The following is a 17,471-nucleotide window of genomic DNA, read 5'->3' on the forward strand; positions in this document are numbered from 1 at the left end:
CACCGACGTCGCCTGCTGAGACGCGCTCGCCGCCTGGTCCTGGATCACCGACGTGATGCTCGAGGAGAACGACCCCACCCCGGCTCCCGTCTCCTGGATCTGACGAAGCACCGTCCGCAGGTTCTCCGCCATCGCGTTGAACGCCCGCGCCAGCGCGCGGACCTCGTCGACCCCCTTCTCGGAGACCTGCTCCCGGAGCTCGCCGGCGGCGATCTTTCCCGCGCTGTCGATCACCTTGTTGATGTCGGAAGTCATCCGCCCGATGAACGACCGCGCGCCCAGGACGGAGAGGACCAGGAGCAGCCCCCCCACCAGGACGACGCTCAGGGCGAGACGGTGCAGCACCGAGTCGACGTCCCTGTAGTTCACGCCGAGCTGCACCTTCCCCCACTGCTTCCCGGAGATCGCCACCGGCAGCGTGAGCTCGAGGACCCGGTTCCCCTTGTAGGCGACCACCCGCTCGCTGATCGCCGACTCCTTCCGGACGGCGGCCGCGCCCCCGGCGGCTGCCGCCGCCTCGGCCTTTTTTCCCTCCTGCGCGTGGTCCGAGTGCGCCACGACGGTCCCGTCCTGGTTCGTGACCGCGGCGAACGAGACGACCGGCTCCTTCGCCGTCACCTCCGTCACGTAATTCCTCAGGTAGACGTAGTCGTAGAGGACCAGGTGCTCCGCGGCGACCGCTTCCATGGCCCCCGCCAGCATCCGCCCGTGGTTCTCGAGCATGTTTTCCAGGGCGTCCTTCGTGCGCAGGTAGGAGAACGCGGTGACCACCAGCATCACCGACATCACCAGCACCGCGAACGTGACGACGATCCTCGTGGACAGGCTGTTCCAGCGCATCGATTCTCTCCCCGATCGGTTGGTCGGCTACTCTTTCAGGAGCGTCATGGCGCGGATCAGCTCCGCGAAGTCCTTTTTCCCGGTCGCGATGTACCGGTCCGCCCCCAACGCGGACAGCGCGGCCTTCCCCCCCGGGTCCGCTCCCAGCCCGAGGAGGGCGCTCTCTACCGACTTGACGGTCGCTGCGGCGGCCCCCTTCCGGAACAGCAGCGTCCCGTCGGGGTACAGCCCGGATTTCTGGAGGACGACGATCCGCTCGCGCACCTGCGGATCGGACCGGGACAGTTTCTCGAGGTCCTGGTCCTTCACCGACGCGCCGTCGGCACCCCCGTTCATCACCTTCATGACGGCGATGTCGTGCTTGCCGGAGTACGAAACGGTGCCGAAGAAGGAGTCGGGGGCCAGCTTCTTCGAGACGAGGAGGGCGCGCGGGAAGAGGTGCCCGGCGGATGTCCCCTTCTCCACGTAGTCGAAATGCTTTCCCTTGAGATCCTCGATCCGCTTGAGGCCGCTATCCTTCCGGACGATGAGGCACCCCCGGTACCCCGAAACGCCGCCCTTCTCGGGGCGCGCCACCGGCGTCGCACCCAGGTCGCGGACGGCCCGGGCGCCTCCCGCGCTCCCCAGGATCGCCGCCTGGATCTCGCCCGAGGCGAGTTTTCCGAGGACCTCGGGGTACGAGGTGGAGGGGTGGAACTCGACCGGCCTCCCGATCTTCACCGACAGGTAATCCATCAGCGGCTGGTACTTCTCGACCATCGCCTTCGGCCCGGCGGAGGTCGACCTGCCCCCGATCTTCAGGGGAGTCTTGTCCTCCGCGCGGGAAACCGCCGCGGCAAGCAGCGCGATGCACACGATCGTCGAAGCCCGGAAGACGAGACGGAAGCCTTTCATCGGATTTCCTCCATGGGTATGGTCGACAAGCCGTGCGGATGCACCGCCCCCCCCGACCCGCTACTTCCCTTCCATCCGCTTGACGAGTTTCGCGAGATACGAGAAGTCCCTCTTGTCCGTCTCGATGAACCGGTCGGCGCCGATGCCGTCCAGGGCGGGCTTCCCCTCCCGGACCTTCGCGAGTTCGAGGAGCGCCTTCTTCACGGCAGTGGTCAGCTCGGCCGGCGTCCCCTTCCGGAACAGGAACGTTCCGTCCGGAAACGACCCGGACTTGTGGATCACCGCGAGCTCGGCCTTCACCCGCGGATCGGACTTCGCGAGCCGATCGTATACGGTGTCCTTTACCGCCCCGCCGTCGACCTCCCGGTTCAGCACCTTGGCCAGGGTGATCTCGTGCCTTCGCGCATCCGCTGTCCTTCCGGACGACGACGACGCCCCGGTAGCTGGAGACCTCGCCCTTCTCGGGACGGGCCAGAGGCTCGGCCCCGACCGTCCGGATCGCCTCGTACGCCTTGAAGCTGCCGAGGACGCCGCCGTCGATCTGGCCGGACTTCAACTCCTCGATGATCTCTTCGTACGAGTTCAGCGGGTGCACCTCGAACGGCCTCCCGGTCTTCCGCGCCAGGTAATCCATGAGCGGCTGGTACTTTTCCACGAGGACCCGCGCGCCGTCGGACGGCATGATCCCGATCCGGACCGGATTGCCGTCCGCCGCCCCCGCCGTGCCGGCCGCCAGCATCGCGATCGCCAGCGCGACCGCCGCGAAAAACCTCCCGTTCCCGCGCACCGATCGTTCGGTTGCCTCTTTCCGTATTCCCATTTCCCGTTCTCCCCCCCGTTCCACGCTACTTTTTCGCAAGAGCCGCGATCCCACGCATTACCGACTCGTAATCCTTCGCGGGCGACGGGATGAACCGGTCCGCTCCCAACGCGTCGAGTGCCGGCTTCGCCTCGGCAACCTTGTCCATCCCGAGGAGCGCTTCCCGCGTCGCCTTCTCGAGATCCGCGGCAGCGCCCTTCCGGAACATGACGTTTCCGTCGGGGAACGGCTGGGAAGTCGCCATGATGACGATCTCCTTCTTCACCCGCTCGTCCGATTTCGCCAGCTTGTCGAACACGCTGTCCTTCACCGTCCCGCAGTCGGCCTGCCGGTCGAGCACCTTGTAGACGACCACGTCGTGCTTCGTCGATGACGTCACCCGGGAGAAGAACGTGTCGAAGTCGAGTTTCCTGTCCTTGAGGAGCTTCCGGGGGAAGAATTTCCCCACCGAGGCGCTTCCGCCGTTTGAGTCGAACGTCTTACCCCTGAGGTCTTCCACCTTCTTCGCGCCGCCGTCCTTCCGGACGATCAGGTACCCCCGGTACGTCGAGACGCCCCCCTTCTCCGCGCGGGCGGCCGGGACCGCCTGGCCGTTGCGGATCGCCTCGCTCCCCGCGATGCTCCCCAGGACGCCGACGTCCGCATCGCCCGTCTTCATCAACGCGAGGATGTCGTCGTACGATTTCACGGGCCGGACCTCGAACGGCCTGCCGACCTTCCTCGACAGGTAGTCCATCAGCGGCTGGTACTTCTTCAACGTGATGTCCACGGATTCCGAGATCGTGACGCCGAACCGGACGGGCCCCTGGCCGGCCGCGATGGCCGACCCTCCGGCCATCGAGAGAACAAGGACCGCCGCCAGGACCACGGCGGCCCCTGCCGCCCGCTTTCCATCCCACTTTTCCATGCCCCCTCCTTACGTTTCCGAATGATTTCGTCCCGCCCCCCTAATACAGAAGGCAGATCCCCCGTTCGGTGATCCCCACGGCCCACGGCTTCTCGCCCTCCATCCGGTCGCGCAACGCCGGGGGCACCGGACGGATCTCCCGCGCGGAGAGCGTGACGGACCCGACGATCTCGCGACACCGAACGTCGCGGGGAGGTCCCAGGCGTCCGAGGTGCACCACGTACCGGCCGCGGGACGCCTCCTCGTCCGTTTCCTCCACGCGCACGACGTCCCGGCAGTCGTAGCCGCGGACCGCGTCCCCCACGTCGAGGACGAGGATTTCCAGGGGCGATGTCATGGGTTGAGGCACATCGACGGCGCCAGCACTCCCACGAACCGGCCGCCGCGCGTCACCGTCCCCTCGAACAGGCGCGCCCGGGACGGGTCGAGCGACTCGAGGACGGGAAGGATGGACGAGGCGGCGAGTTCCCACACGTCCTCGACGGAATCGACGAGGAACCCGGCCTCCCTCCCCCCGTGCTGGAGGACGACGATCAGCTTTCCTTCCGTGGTCGTACCCCGGGCCGACGATGTCCCGAGGATTCGCCGCAGGTCGAGGACGCAGAGCACCTCGCCCTGGCAGTTCATGAGCCCGAGGACCTCGGCCGCGGCGCCGCTCACTTGAGCGATCGGAGCGGGCCGGAGCACCCGGCGGACATGCGCGAGATCCACGGCGTACCATTCGGATCCGAGGGAACAGACGAGAAACGAGCGCGCGGGGCCGGCATCCTCCTCCCGTTGCGGGCCGGAAGCCTCTGCGGCCGCGGAAGCCTCGCGGAGGATCTCCTCGCGGCTATCGTCCAGCGGCGACGACTCGATCGGGATCGCCATCTCCGGTCACCTCGCGCGGCGTCATGACCCAGAGGGTCACCCGGTGTATCGGCGATTTCCCCTTCGATCTTCAATGCCTGTGCGAAAAAAATTCCCCCGGTGCGGGGCGATGAATCGGGACGAGGACGGAGGCGCTACTGCGCGACCTTGTACAGGCAGCCGCAGATCACGTCGATGTCGCTTTCCGTGAGCTCCGGGTAGTTCCCGCAATAGAATCCGCACCGATCGACGAACATCGTGGCGGGAAGTTCGTACCGTTCGGACACATAGCGCCGGTAAAACGGCTGGTTCTGGATGTTCCCGGCGATGATCGGCCGCACCTCGATCCCGGCTCCGGAGAACTGGTTCAGGTAGTGCTCCTTCAGCCGCTCGTCCCGGCACAGCACGGGGAGGGCGAACGGGGAGAGGCGGGAGATGTGGCCGTGCCGGATGGGGATCAGGTCCTCGTTCCCCTCGACGATCTTCTCGATCTGGAGATGGTTCCGTTCGCGGATCCCTATGTTCTCGTCCAGGAACCGCAACTGCTCCGTCCCGAGGAATCCGGTGATCTCCGCCGGGCGGAAGTTGAACCCGAGGTCGTAGAACGTGTATTTCGCCTGCAGTTCGTTCGGGACGTTGAACCGTTTCCTCCACTTCAACTGCTTCACCGCGGAAAGGTTCCGGTCCCAGCCGTTCGCCCGGACGATCCGGAGCATGTCGGCGAGGTCGTCGTCGTCCGTGGCGACCATCCCCCCCTCGATCGTCGACATGTGGTGGGCGACGAAAAAGGAGAAGGTGGAGGCCAGCCCGAAATTCCCTCGAGCAGAACGATCCCGGAGTCGGCGCACGACGCGCGGATCGCGTCGAGATCCCCGGCGAACCCGAGGGCGTTCGTGATGAACAGCGCCTTGAGCTTCGAGGTCCGGGTCCGCTCGGCGAGCGTACCGGAGGTCACGTTCAATGCGGACGCTTCGCAGTCGACCGGAACGGGAACGAAACCCATCTGGAGGATCGGCATGACGTTCGTCGACCAGGTGAGCGCGGAGAACCCCACGCTCTCCCCCTGCGCGATCGTTCCGAGGTTGCGGAGCCCCTGCATCAGCGCGAGGTTCGCGCTCCCGCCGCTGTTGAACAGGACGGCCTGGGACCGGCCCTGGCGCTTCGCGAACGCCTTCTCGAACTCGACGCACCGCTCTCCCATGCTCAGCTTGCCGGCCTGCAGGATGAACTCGGACAGGGCCTTCCGGGTCTCGTACTCCCGGAAAAACGTGTTCTTCATCAAAGGAATCATGGCGCGCGGGTCCCCCTCTTCCGTTCCCGGTATTCGGCGACGGTCCTCGCGATCCCCTCCTCCAGCCCGATCCGGGGGCGGTATCCCAGGCCGGTCATCCTTTCCACGTCGAGGCACTTCCGCGGCATTCCGTCCGGCTTCGAGGGATCCCAGAGGATGGTCCCCCCGAATCCGGAAATCCGCGCGACCATCGCTGCCAGCTCCCGGATGGACACGTCGAACCCGCTGCCGACGTTTACGATCTCGGGGGGATCCGGATGCGTCATGAGGAACAGCGCGGCGTCGGCGAGATCGTCCACGTGCAGGAACTCCCTCCGCGCCGATCCGGTGCCCCACACGGCGACCTCGCCTTCCCCGCCGTCGACCGCGTCGACGAACTTCCGGACCAGCGACGACAGGACGTGGGCGTTCCGCGGGTCGAACGAATCGTTGGTGCCGTACAGGTTGCACGGGATCGGGCTTACCCCCTTCATGCCGTACTGCCTCCGGTAGCACTCCATCATCTTCACGCCGGCGAGCTTCGCCACGGCGTACCCTTCGTTCGTCGGCTCCAGCTTCCCGGTCATGAGGTGCTCTTCCCGCATCGGCTGGGGACACTCCCTGGGGTAGATGCAGGAGCTCCCGAGGAAGCAGAACCGCTTCACCCCGGCAAGGAGCGACTGGTGGATGACGTTGCACTGGATCATCAGATTCTCGTACAGGAATTCGCCGGGGTGTTCCATGTTCGCCATGATCCCGCCGACCCGCGCGGCCGCCAGGAACACGTATTCCGGCTTCTCTTCCGAGAAGAACGCGGCCACCGCCCGCGCATCCCGCAGGTCGAGCTCCCGTTTCCCCCGAGCGAGGACGTTTCGATACCCTTCCGCGAGCAGACGGCGTTGGATTGCGGAGCCGACCATCCCGCGGTGCCCGGCGACGAAAATCTTTCCCGATTTCTCCAAGAGGATCTCCTGTTCCACGATCCGTCCCGGCGGTTCCTTCGCCGCGGCGCCCTGCGATATAGTAAACCATCCCGAGGAAACCTGGAGATCCCATTGGCACGCTGGCTCAGGAACATTCGCATCCGCCGCAGGGTGCGCGAGGTCTTTCGGGCGCCCCTCCCCTGCGACCCGCGGACCGCCGAGCTCCGATTCCGGGTCGCGCTGGCCGCGGCGAGGTCATCGTACCGTCGGATCATCGAGGCCGCCCCCCCTCCCCCCGGATTCGTCCATCCCCAGTGGGAGGAGAATACCCGGGAGGTGGAAAACTACTTCCTCGAACGGTTCGACATGTCGTTCATGGCCCACCCCCGCGTTGACGGAACGATGGTGTTCACGAACGGCGCCGTCCACGAGACGGAATGGCCATTCGTGGCGGGATGGCGTCCCCCGGACACCGTGCGAAGGTGTCTCGGAAACGGACTGAACGACCATTTCCTGTCGGGGAAGCTCGGGACCGCGACCCTGATCAACTCGGCACACCAGTTGTACCACCTCGCCCGCTTCGAACGGTTCCGCGGGGAGCGGATCGAGCAGGTGAGGTCCGTGGTCGAGTTCGGGGGAGGGTACGGAAACCTCGCCCGCCTCTTCCGGAGTTTCGATGAGCGATCCCGATACACGATCGTCGACCTTCCGCTGTTCAGCTGCATCCAGTACGTGTATCTCTCGACCGTCCTCGGCCCGGAGGCCGTGCGCCTCGTCACCGGGGCGGAGACTCCCGCCGCGGACGGGTGGGTGGAGTTGGTGCCGATCAACCTTCTCCCCGACCTTCGCCGGAACGGGGAGTTGTTTGTCAGCACGTGGGCATTGAGCGAGAGCCCTCCGGCGGCGTACGAACTCGTGCGGGAGAGGGACTGGTTCGGCGCACGGGGGATCCTCCTCGCGTATCACGAAGGATGGACGCCCTGGAATACGGAAGAGATGACCCGTGGACTGCGGGAACGGTTCCGCCGCGTGGAAACGGCACCCCTCGATTTCCTCCCCGGCAGCCGATACCTACTTGCGACCGGAAGGATCGGCCAGGGGGGAAACGATCAATGACGGGCGCTCCCCCGCGGAACATCCTGATCATCCAGTTGGGAGATATCGGGGACGTCGTCCTCGCCACCGCGTCGTTCCGGGCCCTGAAGGATCGCCTGCCGGATTCCCGCGTCCACGCGCTCGTCCGGAAAGGGTGTGGAGCGCTCCTGGCCGCCGACCCGAACCTGAGCGGAATATTCGAATCGCGCCGGGGCGGCGGACCGCTCTCGGACGTCGCGAGGGAGAATCTCGCGCTGGCCAGGAGCCTTCGAAACGAGCGGTTCGACATGGTGATCGACCTGCGGACCGGCGACCGGAGCGCCATCCTCGCGCTGATCGCACGGGGGACGGAAAAGGTCGCCTACGGCGGCGACGGTGCATTCTGGAGAAGGTTCGTCTACACCCGGTTGTTCGGCCGCCTTGCGGAGGCGCCGCCCCCCGCCCATCCGGGAGCCGACCAGTCGCTGCGGATCCTCCGGGCGGCCGGGTTCGACGTCGGGAATTTCCTCCCCCGACTGCACGTATCCGGCGAATCGGATGCGGCCGCGATGGGGATCCTCTCCGCCGCCGGCATACCCGCGGGAACGCGGATTGCCACGATCAACCCGTTCTCCCGCTGGAAATACAAGGAGTGGGGGCACGACCGGTGGGCCGAAGTGATCACGGCGCTCGGCGAGCGGCACGGACTGTTGCCGGTGCTGGTCGGATCGGCGGAGGAGTCCCGGGAGGCGGCGGAGATCCTGCGGATGGCGGGCGGAACGGGTAGGTCGATCACCGGGAGGACGTCCCTCGGAGAGCTCGCCGCGGTGCTGCGGAGAAGCACGCTGCACCTGGGCGTCGACAGCGCGGCGCCGCACATGGCATCCGCGCTCGGAACTCCCACGCTCACCATCTTCGGGCCTTCGGACTGGCGGGCGTGGGTCCTCCAGGACGATCTCCATCGCGTCGTCGCGCCGGACATGCCGTGCGTCCCCTGCAACATGGAAGGGTGCGACCGGAAGGGGCGGAGCGTCTGCCTCGAGGAACTGCCGTCGGACAGGGTATTGCGGGCGGTCGCGGACATGTTGCCCGCGGCGGCCCTTCGTCTACATCCGCGGCCCGATGACTCCGAGCGATGACAGCACGGTCTCGAACCGCATCTCCCAGGTGTGCTCCGAAAGCGCCCGCCGGCGCCCCGCCCGCCGGATGGCGTCTGCCTCCCCGGGGTTCGCGAGCAGCCAGCGCACCTTCGCGACGAGGTCCTCGACCCCCCGGTAGGTGACGATCTCCTTCCCGATCTCGAAGAACCGGTCCAACTCGTCGCAATGCTCCGTCAGGTAGAGCCCTCCGCTCATCGGGACCTCGAAATCCCGCCCCTTCAGATGGAACGTGTCCTTGTGCCCCGCGACACCGCCGAACCCGAGGTTGATTCGGCTCCTGGAGTATGTCCGGACCATCTCCTCCGTCGGAAGGGGGCCGGACGGCCACCCGGGCCCGAACGCCTCGACCCGTATCCCAGCGTCCCGAAGCGCCCCGATGACCGCCGGCCGGTTTTCGTAGCATTGCCCGACGAAGGAGACGTCGATCGCGTGTTCCGCCTCGTACGGACGGTGAATTTCCGGGTTCGCCCCTTCCGGCAGATACAACGGGATCGCCCCTTCCACGCAATATTTCTCGAGTGCGTCCCGGGTGCTCGTCCAGCACAGGTCGAAGTGCCGGCAGATGTCCCGGACCCCCATCGCAAGCCCGCCGCGTACCCGGCCGACGAACGACTCCTTGTCGTTCAGGGCCAGGTTGACCATCGGCGCCCCGAGGTTCGACAGCTCCCGCACGGTCTCCGGCGTCACCAGCCCGCCGGACAGGTAGGTGAAAATGAAGCCGAGCGGCCGCTCCTTCGAAAGCGCGCGCGCGAATCCGAGAAGGTCCCGGTTCATTTCCGCCTTGAGCTTTTTCTCCCAATCCCGGCTTCCGTGGTCGAACCGATCCCGCCAGTCGTAGCACACCGCCTCCCCGAACTTCCCCAACGCCGGCAGGAACGCGGTGCGTTCCCAGTTGAAGTCGTGGAAGATGGCCAGGGTGCGCAAGGACCCGCGAGGGACAACCGGGAGGCCGGGATGCCGGTTTTTCGCCGCCCGCCGGATCGCGTCCGGGTCGGGCACGGAAAGACCGCGACGGACGAACTCCTGGTGGTAATGCTCCCGCTCCCTCTCGAGCCGGCGAAGGCTGCGCCAGGCGCGGAACGCTTTCCGGTAGGGCCGGAAAGGATCGCTCATCGGTGGATGGTGTAGAGCCGGGGGCCCATCGACTTCTTCTCCATGTCGTTCATCATGTTCAACGCGTGGCCGGCGTCCAACGCCGGGATGGAAAACCGTCGGGAGAGGTCCGCGCACACGCGGAGGGCCCCTACGCCTGCTCCCACCAGGCACAGGTCCGCATCCGGCGGAACCGTCCGCAGGACATCGTCCCGCATCGAGTCCCAACGGGTCGCCACATAGGACGCCGGGATCGGAACGGGGGCCAGCGAGGGGCGGGACGACAGGGCGGAAAACCACGCTTCGCACGAAACCATGTCGATATCCGAGTTGAGGATGCAAACCTTGCGGCCGTCCACGGCGGCCGCGAAGGCGCGCGAGGTGAGGTACGCGTACACGACATAGAACGGGATGTAGTTCGTTTCCGACAGTCGCACTCCGTGCGCCTGGAGGAACTCGAGGAATCGCACCGCGCCATCGTCCCCGGACCGTTTCCAGAATGCGGGGAACCTCCGCCGCACCGGCCCGATGTTGCCCGGAAACACCAGCGGCGCAAGGAGACCGGTTCCGGCAACGTACCGGAGATCCCCGGCATGCGCGGGGATGTTTTTCCGGATCGCCTCGACCGATTCGGCCTGTTCGTAGAGTCCGTTGCATCCCAGGGAAAGACCGTAGAACGCATACTCCCCGTCGGCAAACCGGACTACGGGCGTCCCGATCCGCTCCGACATTCCCTTCCGGACGCGTTCGGCCAGCATGGCGACGCAGGCATCGCCCGATGGAACCGCGTCGTGGAGGAGGCAGCTCTCCTGCTCCCGCATCCCGGCGCCGAACCGGTCCAGCACGGGACGATTGTCGATCCCGGTCACCGCCAGGGCATCGAACCGGAACCGCGGCGAACCGGTGAACCGCTCGGGACCCGGCCGGTCATCTCTCCCGGACACTTGCGCCTCCTTGGGCGGAAAGGTCGGCTTTCCTCGCCAGGACCGCGACGCCTGTCCCGGAATACAATCGGGCGACCGGACGGGCGAGCCAACCCATGAATGGAACCTCCCGCATCCTTCTTTTCACGTATTCGGAGTGGTACCGCTTTTCCTTCAGCACGGCGAAACCGAACCGTAAGAGAATCCCCCGCAACGACTCCGGGGTGAAATGGAACTGGTGATACGGCAGATCCCAGTCCCTCCATGCTCTTCCTTCCTTCATCGCGTCCGTCCCCTCGTGGTTCGGGACCTCGACGACGAGGATCCCGCCGGCGGACAGCCACTTCCATGCGAACCCCAGGGGGACCCGCGGGTCCCGCGTATGCTCCAGGGAGTGCCACATCGTTACCACGTCGACCGATCCCGGCTCGAACAGATCCTCCCGCAATTCGCCGGTCTTCACCGCGATCCCGAGCGTCTCCCGCACCGAGGCCGCCGCGTCGTCGGAAACGTCGAATCCCGCGACGTCGTATCCCCGGAGGCGGCAAGCTTCGAGGAAGTATCCTCTGCCGCTGCCGATGTCCAGTACCTTCCCGGCGCTCCGGTACCTTCGGAAGAAATCCACCCGGTGGCGCTCCTGGGAGAGGCGTCGGCGCATCCCGTCGGATCCGGGGGGAAGGACGTGTTCATAGTGGCTCACGAAGTAGCTTTCGCGGTACAGCTGGCCGAGTTCGGCGGGATCCGGCCTGGGGTCCAGGACGCCGAGCCCGCACCCCGTGCACTTGTGGACGGACCATTTTCCGTCGCTCATCAGCGGCACGCGATCCGTCCCGCCGCACAGAATGCACTCACCGGGCGCCTTCTCCATCGGACCCCGACCTCACCCCTCTCCCAATTCGCGGATGGCGACGTCATATATCGCGCGATACCGCTCCATCCTCTCCAGTGCGCGCGCGCGATCGCACAGAAAGGGAACGGCAAGCCGGGCGAGAAATATCCTTCGCCTCGCCCTGCGAACGTGCGCCCGTGCGATCTTCCGGACGGTTTCCGGCCGGTAATGCTTGCGGCAGAACAGGTACTCCGCCGCAGCCTTTCTCCGCCAGACGTCCGCGGGGAGCGTTCCCCGCTCGCTCTTTCCGCCGTGGTGCAGGATGACCGCGTCGTCGACGTGACCGATCCGGTACCCTTCCTTTCGGATCCGGAGGCAGATGTCCTGGTCTTCCCCGTACAGAAAGAACGCCTCGTCAAATCCTCCGAGCTTCCGCATGAGATCCGACCGGACGATCTGGCATGCGCCCATCACGCAGGCGATCTCCCCCGGGAGCCCCGACAGCTCCCCCGCGGTCCGCTTCTGGCCCGGATAACTGCGCGACACCGTGTCCTGACGCGAACCGTCCGGGTTGTTCACCGTGGGCCCGGCAAGCCCGACCCGCGGATTCGCTTCCATCCAGGCATGCATCCTCCGGAACGCCCCCGGCGTCGTCTCCGTATCCGGGTTGAGCAGGACGATGTAGCGGCCGGCGCACTCCCGGAGGACCTGGTTGTTCGCGGCCCCGAATCCCCGGTTCTCCCGGTTCTCCACGAGGCGCACCCACGGGAACGCCCCGCGGACGAGGGCGGCCCCGCCGTCCGACGAGGCATTGTCGACCACGAACGCTTCAAGCGATACCCCGACGGACGCGCGCACCGATCGCAGGCACGCCTCGATGAGGTCAGCCGTGTTGTAGGAAACGATCACCACGGAGAGGTCCGGCGCCTGGATGCCCGTCACGGGAAGCCCCCGGCTGCATTTCGCTTCGAGGCGATCACTTCTTCGTACACCCCTCCCACCGCTTCCGCCAGGCGGTCCCAGCCGTGAAGCGATGCCATCCTGCGTCCCGCCTCGCCCATCGCGACCCGGCGCTGCGGATCGAGCAGATGGACGATCTTCCCCGCCGCGTCGTCGGCGTTCGTCCGGTCCGGGAGGATATAACCGCTCACGCCGTCCTCGACCAGGTCCTTCGCCCCGACGTTCCCGCTCACGATCACCGGCAGCCGGGACGCCATCGCCTCCAGGACGACCATCCCGAAGGTGTCGAACGAAGACAGCAGCATGAACAGGTCGGAGGCGAGGTAGTACGCCTCCACCCCCTCCGCCTGCGTCCCCGCGAACGCCACGGAATCCGCGATTCCGAGGGACGACGCCAATGCGCGGTACTTCCCCTCGTTCCCCCTGCCGACGACGAGGAGGCGGAGCGATGCTTCAGTACGCATCGCCTTCGCACGGGCCACCGCCCGGAGGATCGCATCGAGTCCCTTCACCTCGAAATTCATCCCGACGAAGAGGACTACAACTTCCGAGGAGCCGATCCCGTACCGGGCGCGTACCTCCCGCCTGCGCTCGTCCCGGTCCGGGGAGGAGAACCGCGCGAGGTCGACGCCGGGGTGCAGCACGCGCATCCGGGACGGGTCCACGCGGTACATCTTCCGGTACGCCTCGCCGGCGATCGACGACACCGGCAAGTGCCGGACGCAGCCGCCTTGCTCCATCATCCGCCGCTCGACCCGTGCGGTCACCCGGTCGAAGAGGGTCGGCCGCCGCTTCCGGATGTCGCGCACCCACGTCTCGTGCGGGATCGAGTGCATGGTGAACACGTCCGCGCGGAAGATCCGGTCGTGGGCGTGGACCAGGTCGAAATTCCCCCTCTCCACTTCGCGCCCGGCGAGCCAGGCGAACAGCGCCTGGCGCGGGAATCGCGGGAAGGGGATCCTCGGGATCCCGTGGAAGACGACCGGTCCCGGTCCGGGAACCCAACGGTTCGCGATGACGTGGATCTCGAATCGTCCGTCCCGGGCGAGCCGCTCCGTCAGTTCGAACACGAACCGCTCTCCCCCGCCGACGGTCCCGTACTTCGGAACGACGACGGCGACCCTGGGCCGTGCGGACGACGTCACTCCCGTCCCTTCCCCGACGATCTCTCCAGCTCCCGTAGCTTCGCGTACTTGGCGAAGGCGAGCCAACTGGTGGTCGCGGAGATCACCACCCCCTCCACCCCGTCGAGGAAGCCGAGGCGGAGAAGGTACGTCCTGAGGAACGCGAACGCCGGTCGAAAGATCAGGTCCGGGATCCCGCACCGCCTTCCCCGCTCGAACATCTGGCGGGCGGACAGGTCGCTGTACCGGTTGATCTTCGGGATCATGTCGCCGATTCCGGAGAAGGAGTAGTGGAGCAGGTGCCCCTTCAGGGGGGCCGTCTCCCCGGATACCTCCACCCGCTCGTGGACGAGCTCCGGCGAGAAGCGCGCCCGGGTCCGGTCGAAGAGGCGTGTCGTCCGGTCGGGGTACCATCCGCAGTGCCGGATCTCCTTCCCGCCCAGGAACGTCCGGCGGGGGACGGTGTACGCGGCGGCCATTCCCGGGCCGGAGAGGACCTTCCCGATCTCCTCCGCCAGTTCGGGGGTCACCCGCTCGTCGCAGTCGACGTTGAAAACGACGTCGTTTCCGGCGAGCTCGACCGCCGCCTGCTTCTGCGGACCGAACCCTTTCCACGGGACATCGAACACCTTGTCCGTGTAGCGCCGCGCGATCTCCGGCGTCCCGTCGGAGCTTCCGGAGTCGACGACCACGATCTCGTCGGCCCACCGGAGCGACTCGAGGCACGCGGCGATGTTCCTCCCCTCGTCGAGGGCGATGACCACCGCGGAGATCCGGCGCCGCGCGGAGGAGGTCACGGCGTCGTTCCGTCCTTAGAGAGAAGGATCTCGAGAAGCTGCCGGGCGTCGTGCTCCTTCCGGAGGACCGATCCCGCCTGGAGGGCGTTCCGGCGAAACCGCGGATACTCCGCGCGCACCGCCTCCACGGCGGACAGGATCGACGCCGGGGAGGAATCCTCGAGGGCCACCCCGGCGCCGAACCGGACGGCCGTGCGGGCCATCCAGGTTCCGGCGGTCGCGATCACCGGCGCGCCGGCTTCGAGCGCGTCGAGCGTCACGCCGCTGATCCGGTCCGCGAAATCCTCCCTCGAATACGGCTGCAGGACGATCGCGCCGGCGAACAGCGCCCGGTATTCGCCCGCGTCGAGCGTCTCCGGGAGGATCGCAAGCCGTGCGGCGGACGACTTCCTCAGCCGGTCCACCTCCGCGGGGATCCCTTCGTCGAACTTCCCGTAATGATCGGGGGACGCCTGCACCGCCAGCGGGATATCCGGTCCGGATTCCCCCACGGAGCGGACGAAATCGACCACCGCGGGAAATCCTTTGTCCCTCCGTGCCGCCCCGGCGTACAGCACGTGCCGGAACTCGCCGTCGGCGCCGGCGGTTTCCGCCGAGGCGGGAGAACCCGGGTACGGAACGATCCGCACGTCCGGGAAACCGCACTCCCGGAAGACCCCGACGACCGATTCGGTCGGCCCCATCACGGTGAGGTTCGGCTGTTTCCGGGACGCGTTCCGGAAAAAGTCCCTCTTCGAAGGGTCCGGCTTCACCCAGTGGAAGTAGAGGAACGCCTTCCCCGGCGGGATCGATCGACCGGACGCAAGGGACAGCATCGTCAGGTCGGCCCTGCCCGCCGTCGGGATGAAGATCCGCCCCGGTTCCCGAAGCAGCTTCCTGTAAAGAAGGAACGCCTCGGGCCTCCGGATCCGCCGGTGGAAGTACGGGACCACGCGGATCCCCATCGCCCGGATCCGGGGAAGTAGGGCCCTGGAACCGGCATAGACCGTGATCCCGTCCTCCCCTTCCCGCCGCGCGGAGCAGACGCTCTCGACGAAGCTGTGGCAGTGCCCCGCCTCGGAAATCAGGGTCGGCTCCACGATGTCAATCGTCCCCAACGGTCATCCCTTCGCCGACCGGTGCTCCCGGAGCAGGGAGACGGTTTTCAGCCGATCGCCGTATTCGCCGTTCCTCGCCAGCACGACGAACCCTTTCGGCTTCCCGAGTGCCGATTCCTCCCGTGCCGGGGTGCTCGGGAAATACGCGCCGAGGTCGTGCTCCCTCACGCTCTTCCGGATCAGGGAAAGGTTCATCCACCGGAACATCCCGCACCGGTCGTATGCGTACCCCGGATCGCCGGGCACCTGGAAGTCGTCCACCATCACCACGAAATTCCGCCACCGGGAGGCGATGATCGAGATCTCCTCCGCCAGCGGGCAATCCTTCCCCCAGTGCGCGTCCAGGTAGAAGAAGCATTCCTTTTCCGCCACGTCCCGGTCCGCGCCCATATCCTCGAGGAACTTCCTCGAATCGGAGCGGACGAGCCGTATTCCGGTCCTCCCTTTCAGACGCATCCTCGCCAGGGAGTGCAGCATCGGGTTGATCTCGGAGGAGCACACGGGCAGATTCGACGCTTCCGCGAAGTACCCGGCCGTATCGCCGAGGTACGTGCCGGTCTCGATCACGAAGGAAAAATCGTACTTCCGCAGCAGCTCCCCGAAGATCCTCTTCCGGTTCATGGAGCCGTTCAAACCGACGCCGTCCCCCGGTTCGTATGCGGGGGTTTCGGTCAGCACGCGGACGGCCGTTTCGAGGTCGTTCAGCCGGTTGATCACGTCCCGGAAGTAGTGGTTCCTTATCGACTTGAGCATCGTCCGTACTCTCCGTCCCAAAAAAATATCCGCAACAGTCTACCCCGGATCGGACAATCGCATCAGGCCGGCCATCGCTTCGGCGACCTCCCGTGCCCGGATGCTGGCGCGGCACTCCGCGTCGCGCGGGCACACCTTGTCCCCCTTGATCTGGCACGCCGTGCACGGCAACGGCGCCTGCAGGAACCGGTGGCCGGCCCCGACCGGCGCGGCGTACTTCCCGTCGCTGCCGCGGAACACCGATACCGTTTTCGCTCCCGCGACCGCCGCCAGGTGCAGCGGACCCGTATCGGGGCCGATCATGTGGCCGCAGACGCGGTAAACGGCCGCGAGCGCCTTGTACCCGAGGCGCGGCAACAGCTCCACCCTTCCCCCGGCAAGTTCCCGGATCGCGAGGCACTCCTCCCGCTCCCGGTCGGTTCCCCAGGAAAGAAACGCCCCCAACGACGGGAAGATCCCGCGAAGGAGCCGCACCGTCTCCGCCCAGAACGCCGGGTCCATCCGCTTCGTGTTCCAGGTCGTGCCCGGGTGCACGGCGAGGCGGGGAGCCGCGCCGGGGAGGGCGTCGAAGAGGAGCCGTCCGGCGGACGCGATCTCCTCCGGCGTGTTCGCGATCTCCCCCTTCAGGTCGTCCAGGCGGAACTCCCCGCCGAACGGGGCGCTCGCCACGCGGAGGATCTTCCGCGTCACGTGCCGGTCTTCCGGCGACGCCGCCGGCCGCCGGTTCGTGAACCAGAGGTTCTGGCGTTCCCTGGCGACCTCCCGCGGAAATCCGTATCGCAGCGGTGCGCCGGACATCCACGTCACCACCCCGCTCTTGATGTTCCCCTGCACGTCGAACGCGGCGTCGTACCGCTCCCGGCGCAGCGCGCCGGCGGCGGCAACCGCGTCCCGCCACGTCGCCGGGGAGCCGGCCCTCCCCTTCCACTCCTTGATGGGGAGCGGGACCACCTTCGCGATCCCCGGGTTCCCTTCGAGAAGTCCGGCGAACCGTGCGTCCACCGCCCAGTGGATCTCCGCGGACGGGACGGCGCGGCGCAGGTACGGGACCACGGGCAACGCGTGCACGACGTCCCCCATCGCGGTGAGCTTGACGATGAGGATCCGCCGGAAATCAGGCACCGCCGGCCACCCCGCCGGGCAGGAGGTCCCGCGCCGC

Annotated in this window: 18 protein-coding genes and 2 pseudogenes; 2 read left to right on the forward strand and 18 right to left on the reverse strand. The window is 66.9% G+C overall.

The genetic code is table 11. The features are described from left to right. From HZB86_07560 to HZB86_07600, 9 genes and pseudogenes are all read right to left on the reverse strand, one after another. Positions 1 to 840 (reverse strand): HAMP domain-containing protein (locus HZB86_07560; GenBank protein ID MBI5905396.1); only part of this gene is annotated, 840 nt, incomplete at its 3' end. A gap of 27 nt (positions 841 to 867) precedes the next feature. Beyond that, positions 868 to 1,734: a phosphate/phosphite/phosphonate ABC transporter substrate-binding protein gene (locus HZB86_07565; protein ID MBI5905397.1), complete on the reverse strand. Its 867-nt coding sequence runs from the start codon at positions 1,732 to 1,734 to the stop codon at positions 868 to 870. A gap of 60 nt (positions 1,735 to 1,794) precedes the next feature. Then, positions 1,795 to 2,109: a PhnD/SsuA/transferrin family substrate-binding protein gene (locus HZB86_07570; protein ID MBI5905398.1), complete on the reverse strand. Its 315-nt coding sequence runs from the start codon at positions 2,107 to 2,109 to the stop codon at positions 1,795 to 1,797. Between the two features lie 13 nt (positions 2,110 to 2,122). Then, positions 2,123 to 2,554, reverse strand: a pseudogene (locus tag HZB86_07575) (PhnD/SsuA/transferrin family substrate-binding protein). A 25-nt stretch (positions 2,555 to 2,579) separates the two neighbouring features. Next, on the reverse strand, positions 2,580 to 3,461 hold the full coding sequence (locus tag HZB86_07580; GenBank protein MBI5905399.1) for a phosphate/phosphite/phosphonate ABC transporter substrate-binding protein: 882 nt from the start codon (positions 3,459 to 3,461) through the stop codon (positions 2,580 to 2,582). 40 nt (positions 3,462 to 3,501) lie between these two features. After that, positions 3,502 to 3,798, reverse strand: coding sequence for a hypothetical protein (locus HZB86_07585; GenBank protein MBI5905400.1), 297 nt, complete (start codon positions 3,796 to 3,798; stop codon positions 3,502 to 3,504). Beyond that, positions 3,795 to 4,331, reverse strand: coding sequence for a purine-binding chemotaxis protein CheW (locus HZB86_07590; protein MBI5905401.1), 537 nt, complete (start codon positions 4,329 to 4,331; stop codon positions 3,795 to 3,797). The genes HZB86_07585 and HZB86_07590 overlap by 4 nt, the downstream gene beginning before the upstream one ends. A gap of 134 nt (positions 4,332 to 4,465) precedes the next feature. Next, positions 4,466 to 5,589: pseudogene (locus HZB86_07595) on the reverse strand (DegT/DnrJ/EryC1/StrS family aminotransferase). 8 nt (positions 5,590 to 5,597) lie between these two features. After that, the gene (locus HZB86_07600) at positions 5,598 to 6,542 is read right to left on the reverse strand and encodes a GDP-L-fucose synthase (GenBank protein MBI5905402.1); all 945 of its coding nucleotides are present in this window, start codon (positions 6,540 to 6,542) and stop codon (positions 5,598 to 5,600) included. A gap of 132 nt (positions 6,543 to 6,674) precedes the next feature. On the opposite strand from HZB86_07600, the gene HZB86_07605 reads away from it, so the two are divergent. Together HZB86_07605 and HZB86_07610 are read left to right on the forward strand one after the other, a co-directional pair. Further along, positions 6,675 to 7,619, forward strand: a complete 945-nt coding sequence (locus HZB86_07605; GenBank protein MBI5905403.1) for a putative sugar O-methyltransferase — start codon at positions 6,675 to 6,677, stop codon at positions 7,617 to 7,619. Continuing rightward, positions 7,616 to 8,716, forward strand: coding sequence for a glycosyltransferase family 9 protein (locus tag HZB86_07610; GenBank protein MBI5905404.1), 1,101 nt, complete (start codon positions 7,616 to 7,618; stop codon positions 8,714 to 8,716). Before HZB86_07605 ends, HZB86_07610 begins: the two co-directional genes overlap by 4 nt. Here the strand turns inward: HZB86_07610 and HZB86_07615 are convergent. The 9 genes from HZB86_07615 to HZB86_07655 all read right to left on the reverse strand — a co-directional run bounded on the left by HZB86_07615 (position 8,684) and on the right by HZB86_07655 (position 17,434). After that, positions 8,684 to 9,850 (reverse strand): glycosyltransferase, encoded by a 1,167-nt coding sequence (locus tag HZB86_07615; GenBank protein MBI5905405.1) that lies wholly within the window; start codon positions 9,848 to 9,850, stop codon positions 8,684 to 8,686. The genes HZB86_07610 and HZB86_07615 overlap by 33 nt on opposite strands. Continuing rightward, complete coding sequence (locus HZB86_07620) at positions 9,847 to 10,773, reverse strand: hypothetical protein (protein ID MBI5905406.1); 927 nt, start codon at positions 10,771 to 10,773, stop codon at positions 9,847 to 9,849. The genes HZB86_07615 and HZB86_07620 overlap by 4 nt, the downstream gene beginning before the upstream one ends. Beyond that, a complete protein-coding gene (locus tag HZB86_07625; protein MBI5905407.1) occupies positions 10,757 to 11,563 on the reverse strand; it encodes a class I SAM-dependent methyltransferase in 807 nt (268 codons plus the stop codon). Before HZB86_07625 ends, HZB86_07620 begins: the two co-directional genes overlap by 17 nt. A 69-nt stretch (positions 11,564 to 11,632) precedes the next feature. Continuing rightward, positions 11,633 to 12,523: a glycosyltransferase family 2 protein gene (locus HZB86_07630; GenBank protein ID MBI5905408.1), complete on the reverse strand. Its 891-nt coding sequence runs from the start codon at positions 12,521 to 12,523 to the stop codon at positions 11,633 to 11,635. Further along, positions 12,520 to 13,686, reverse strand: coding sequence for a glycosyltransferase family 4 protein (locus HZB86_07635; GenBank protein ID MBI5905409.1), 1,167 nt, complete (start codon positions 13,684 to 13,686; stop codon positions 12,520 to 12,522). Before HZB86_07635 ends, HZB86_07630 begins: the two co-directional genes overlap by 4 nt. Continuing rightward, entirely contained in the window at positions 13,683 to 14,438 is a 756-nt protein-coding gene (locus HZB86_07640) for a glycosyltransferase family 2 protein (GenBank protein ID MBI5905410.1), read from the reverse strand. The genes HZB86_07635 and HZB86_07640 overlap by 4 nt, the downstream gene beginning before the upstream one ends. Before the next feature lie 20 nt (positions 14,439 to 14,458). Continuing rightward, on the reverse strand, positions 14,459 to 15,559 hold the full coding sequence (locus tag HZB86_07645; GenBank protein ID MBI5905411.1) for a glycosyltransferase: 1,101 nt from the start codon (positions 15,557 to 15,559) through the stop codon (positions 14,459 to 14,461). Positions 15,560 to 15,562: 3 nt separating this feature from the next. Further along, entirely contained in the window at positions 15,563 to 16,312 is a 750-nt protein-coding gene (locus HZB86_07650; GenBank protein ID MBI5905412.1) for a hypothetical protein, read from the reverse strand. A gap of 39 nt (positions 16,313 to 16,351) precedes the next feature. Beyond that, entirely contained in the window at positions 16,352 to 17,434 is a 1,083-nt protein-coding gene (locus HZB86_07655) for a lipopolysaccharide heptosyltransferase I (GenBank protein ID MBI5905413.1), read from the reverse strand. Positions 17,435 to 17,471 lie beyond the last annotated feature (37 nt).

Source organism: Deltaproteobacteria bacterium, from assembly GCA_016234845.1.
In the GTDB taxonomy this organism is placed as follows: Bacteria; Desulfobacterota; Deferrimicrobia; order Deferrimicrobiales; family Deferrimicrobiaceae; genus JACRNP01.

Bases quoted from the DNA above. Each gene is read 5' to 3' on its own strand.
- HZB86_07565 (MBI5905397.1), bottom strand. From the start codon at position 1,734: ATGAAAGGCTTCCGTCTCGTCTTCCGGGCTTCGACGATCGTGTGCATC.
- HZB86_07590 (MBI5905401.1), bottom strand. From the start codon at position 4,331: ATGGCGATCCCGATCGAGTCGTCGCCGCTGGACGATAGCCGCGAGGAG.
- HZB86_07615 (MBI5905405.1), bottom strand. From the start codon at position 9,850: ATGAGCGATCCTTTCCGGCCCTACCGGAAAGCGTTCCGCGCCTGGCGC.
- HZB86_07610 (MBI5905404.1), top strand. From the start codon at position 7,616: ATGACGGGCGCTCCCCCGCGGAACATCCTGATCATCCAGTTGGGAGAT.
- HZB86_07650 (MBI5905412.1), bottom strand. From the start codon at position 16,312: ATGCTCAAGTCGATAAGGAACCACTACTTCCGGGACGTGATCAACCGG.
- HZB86_07580 (MBI5905399.1), bottom strand. From the start codon at position 3,461: ATGGAAAAGTGGGATGGAAAGCGGGCGGCAGGGGCCGCCGTGGTCCTG.
- HZB86_07625 (MBI5905407.1), bottom strand. From the start codon at position 11,563: ATGAGCGACGGAAAATGGTCCGTCCACAAGTGCACGGGGTGCGGGCTC.
- HZB86_07585 (MBI5905400.1), bottom strand. From the start codon at position 3,798: ATGACATCGCCCCTGGAAATCCTCGTCCTCGACGTGGGGGACGCGGTC.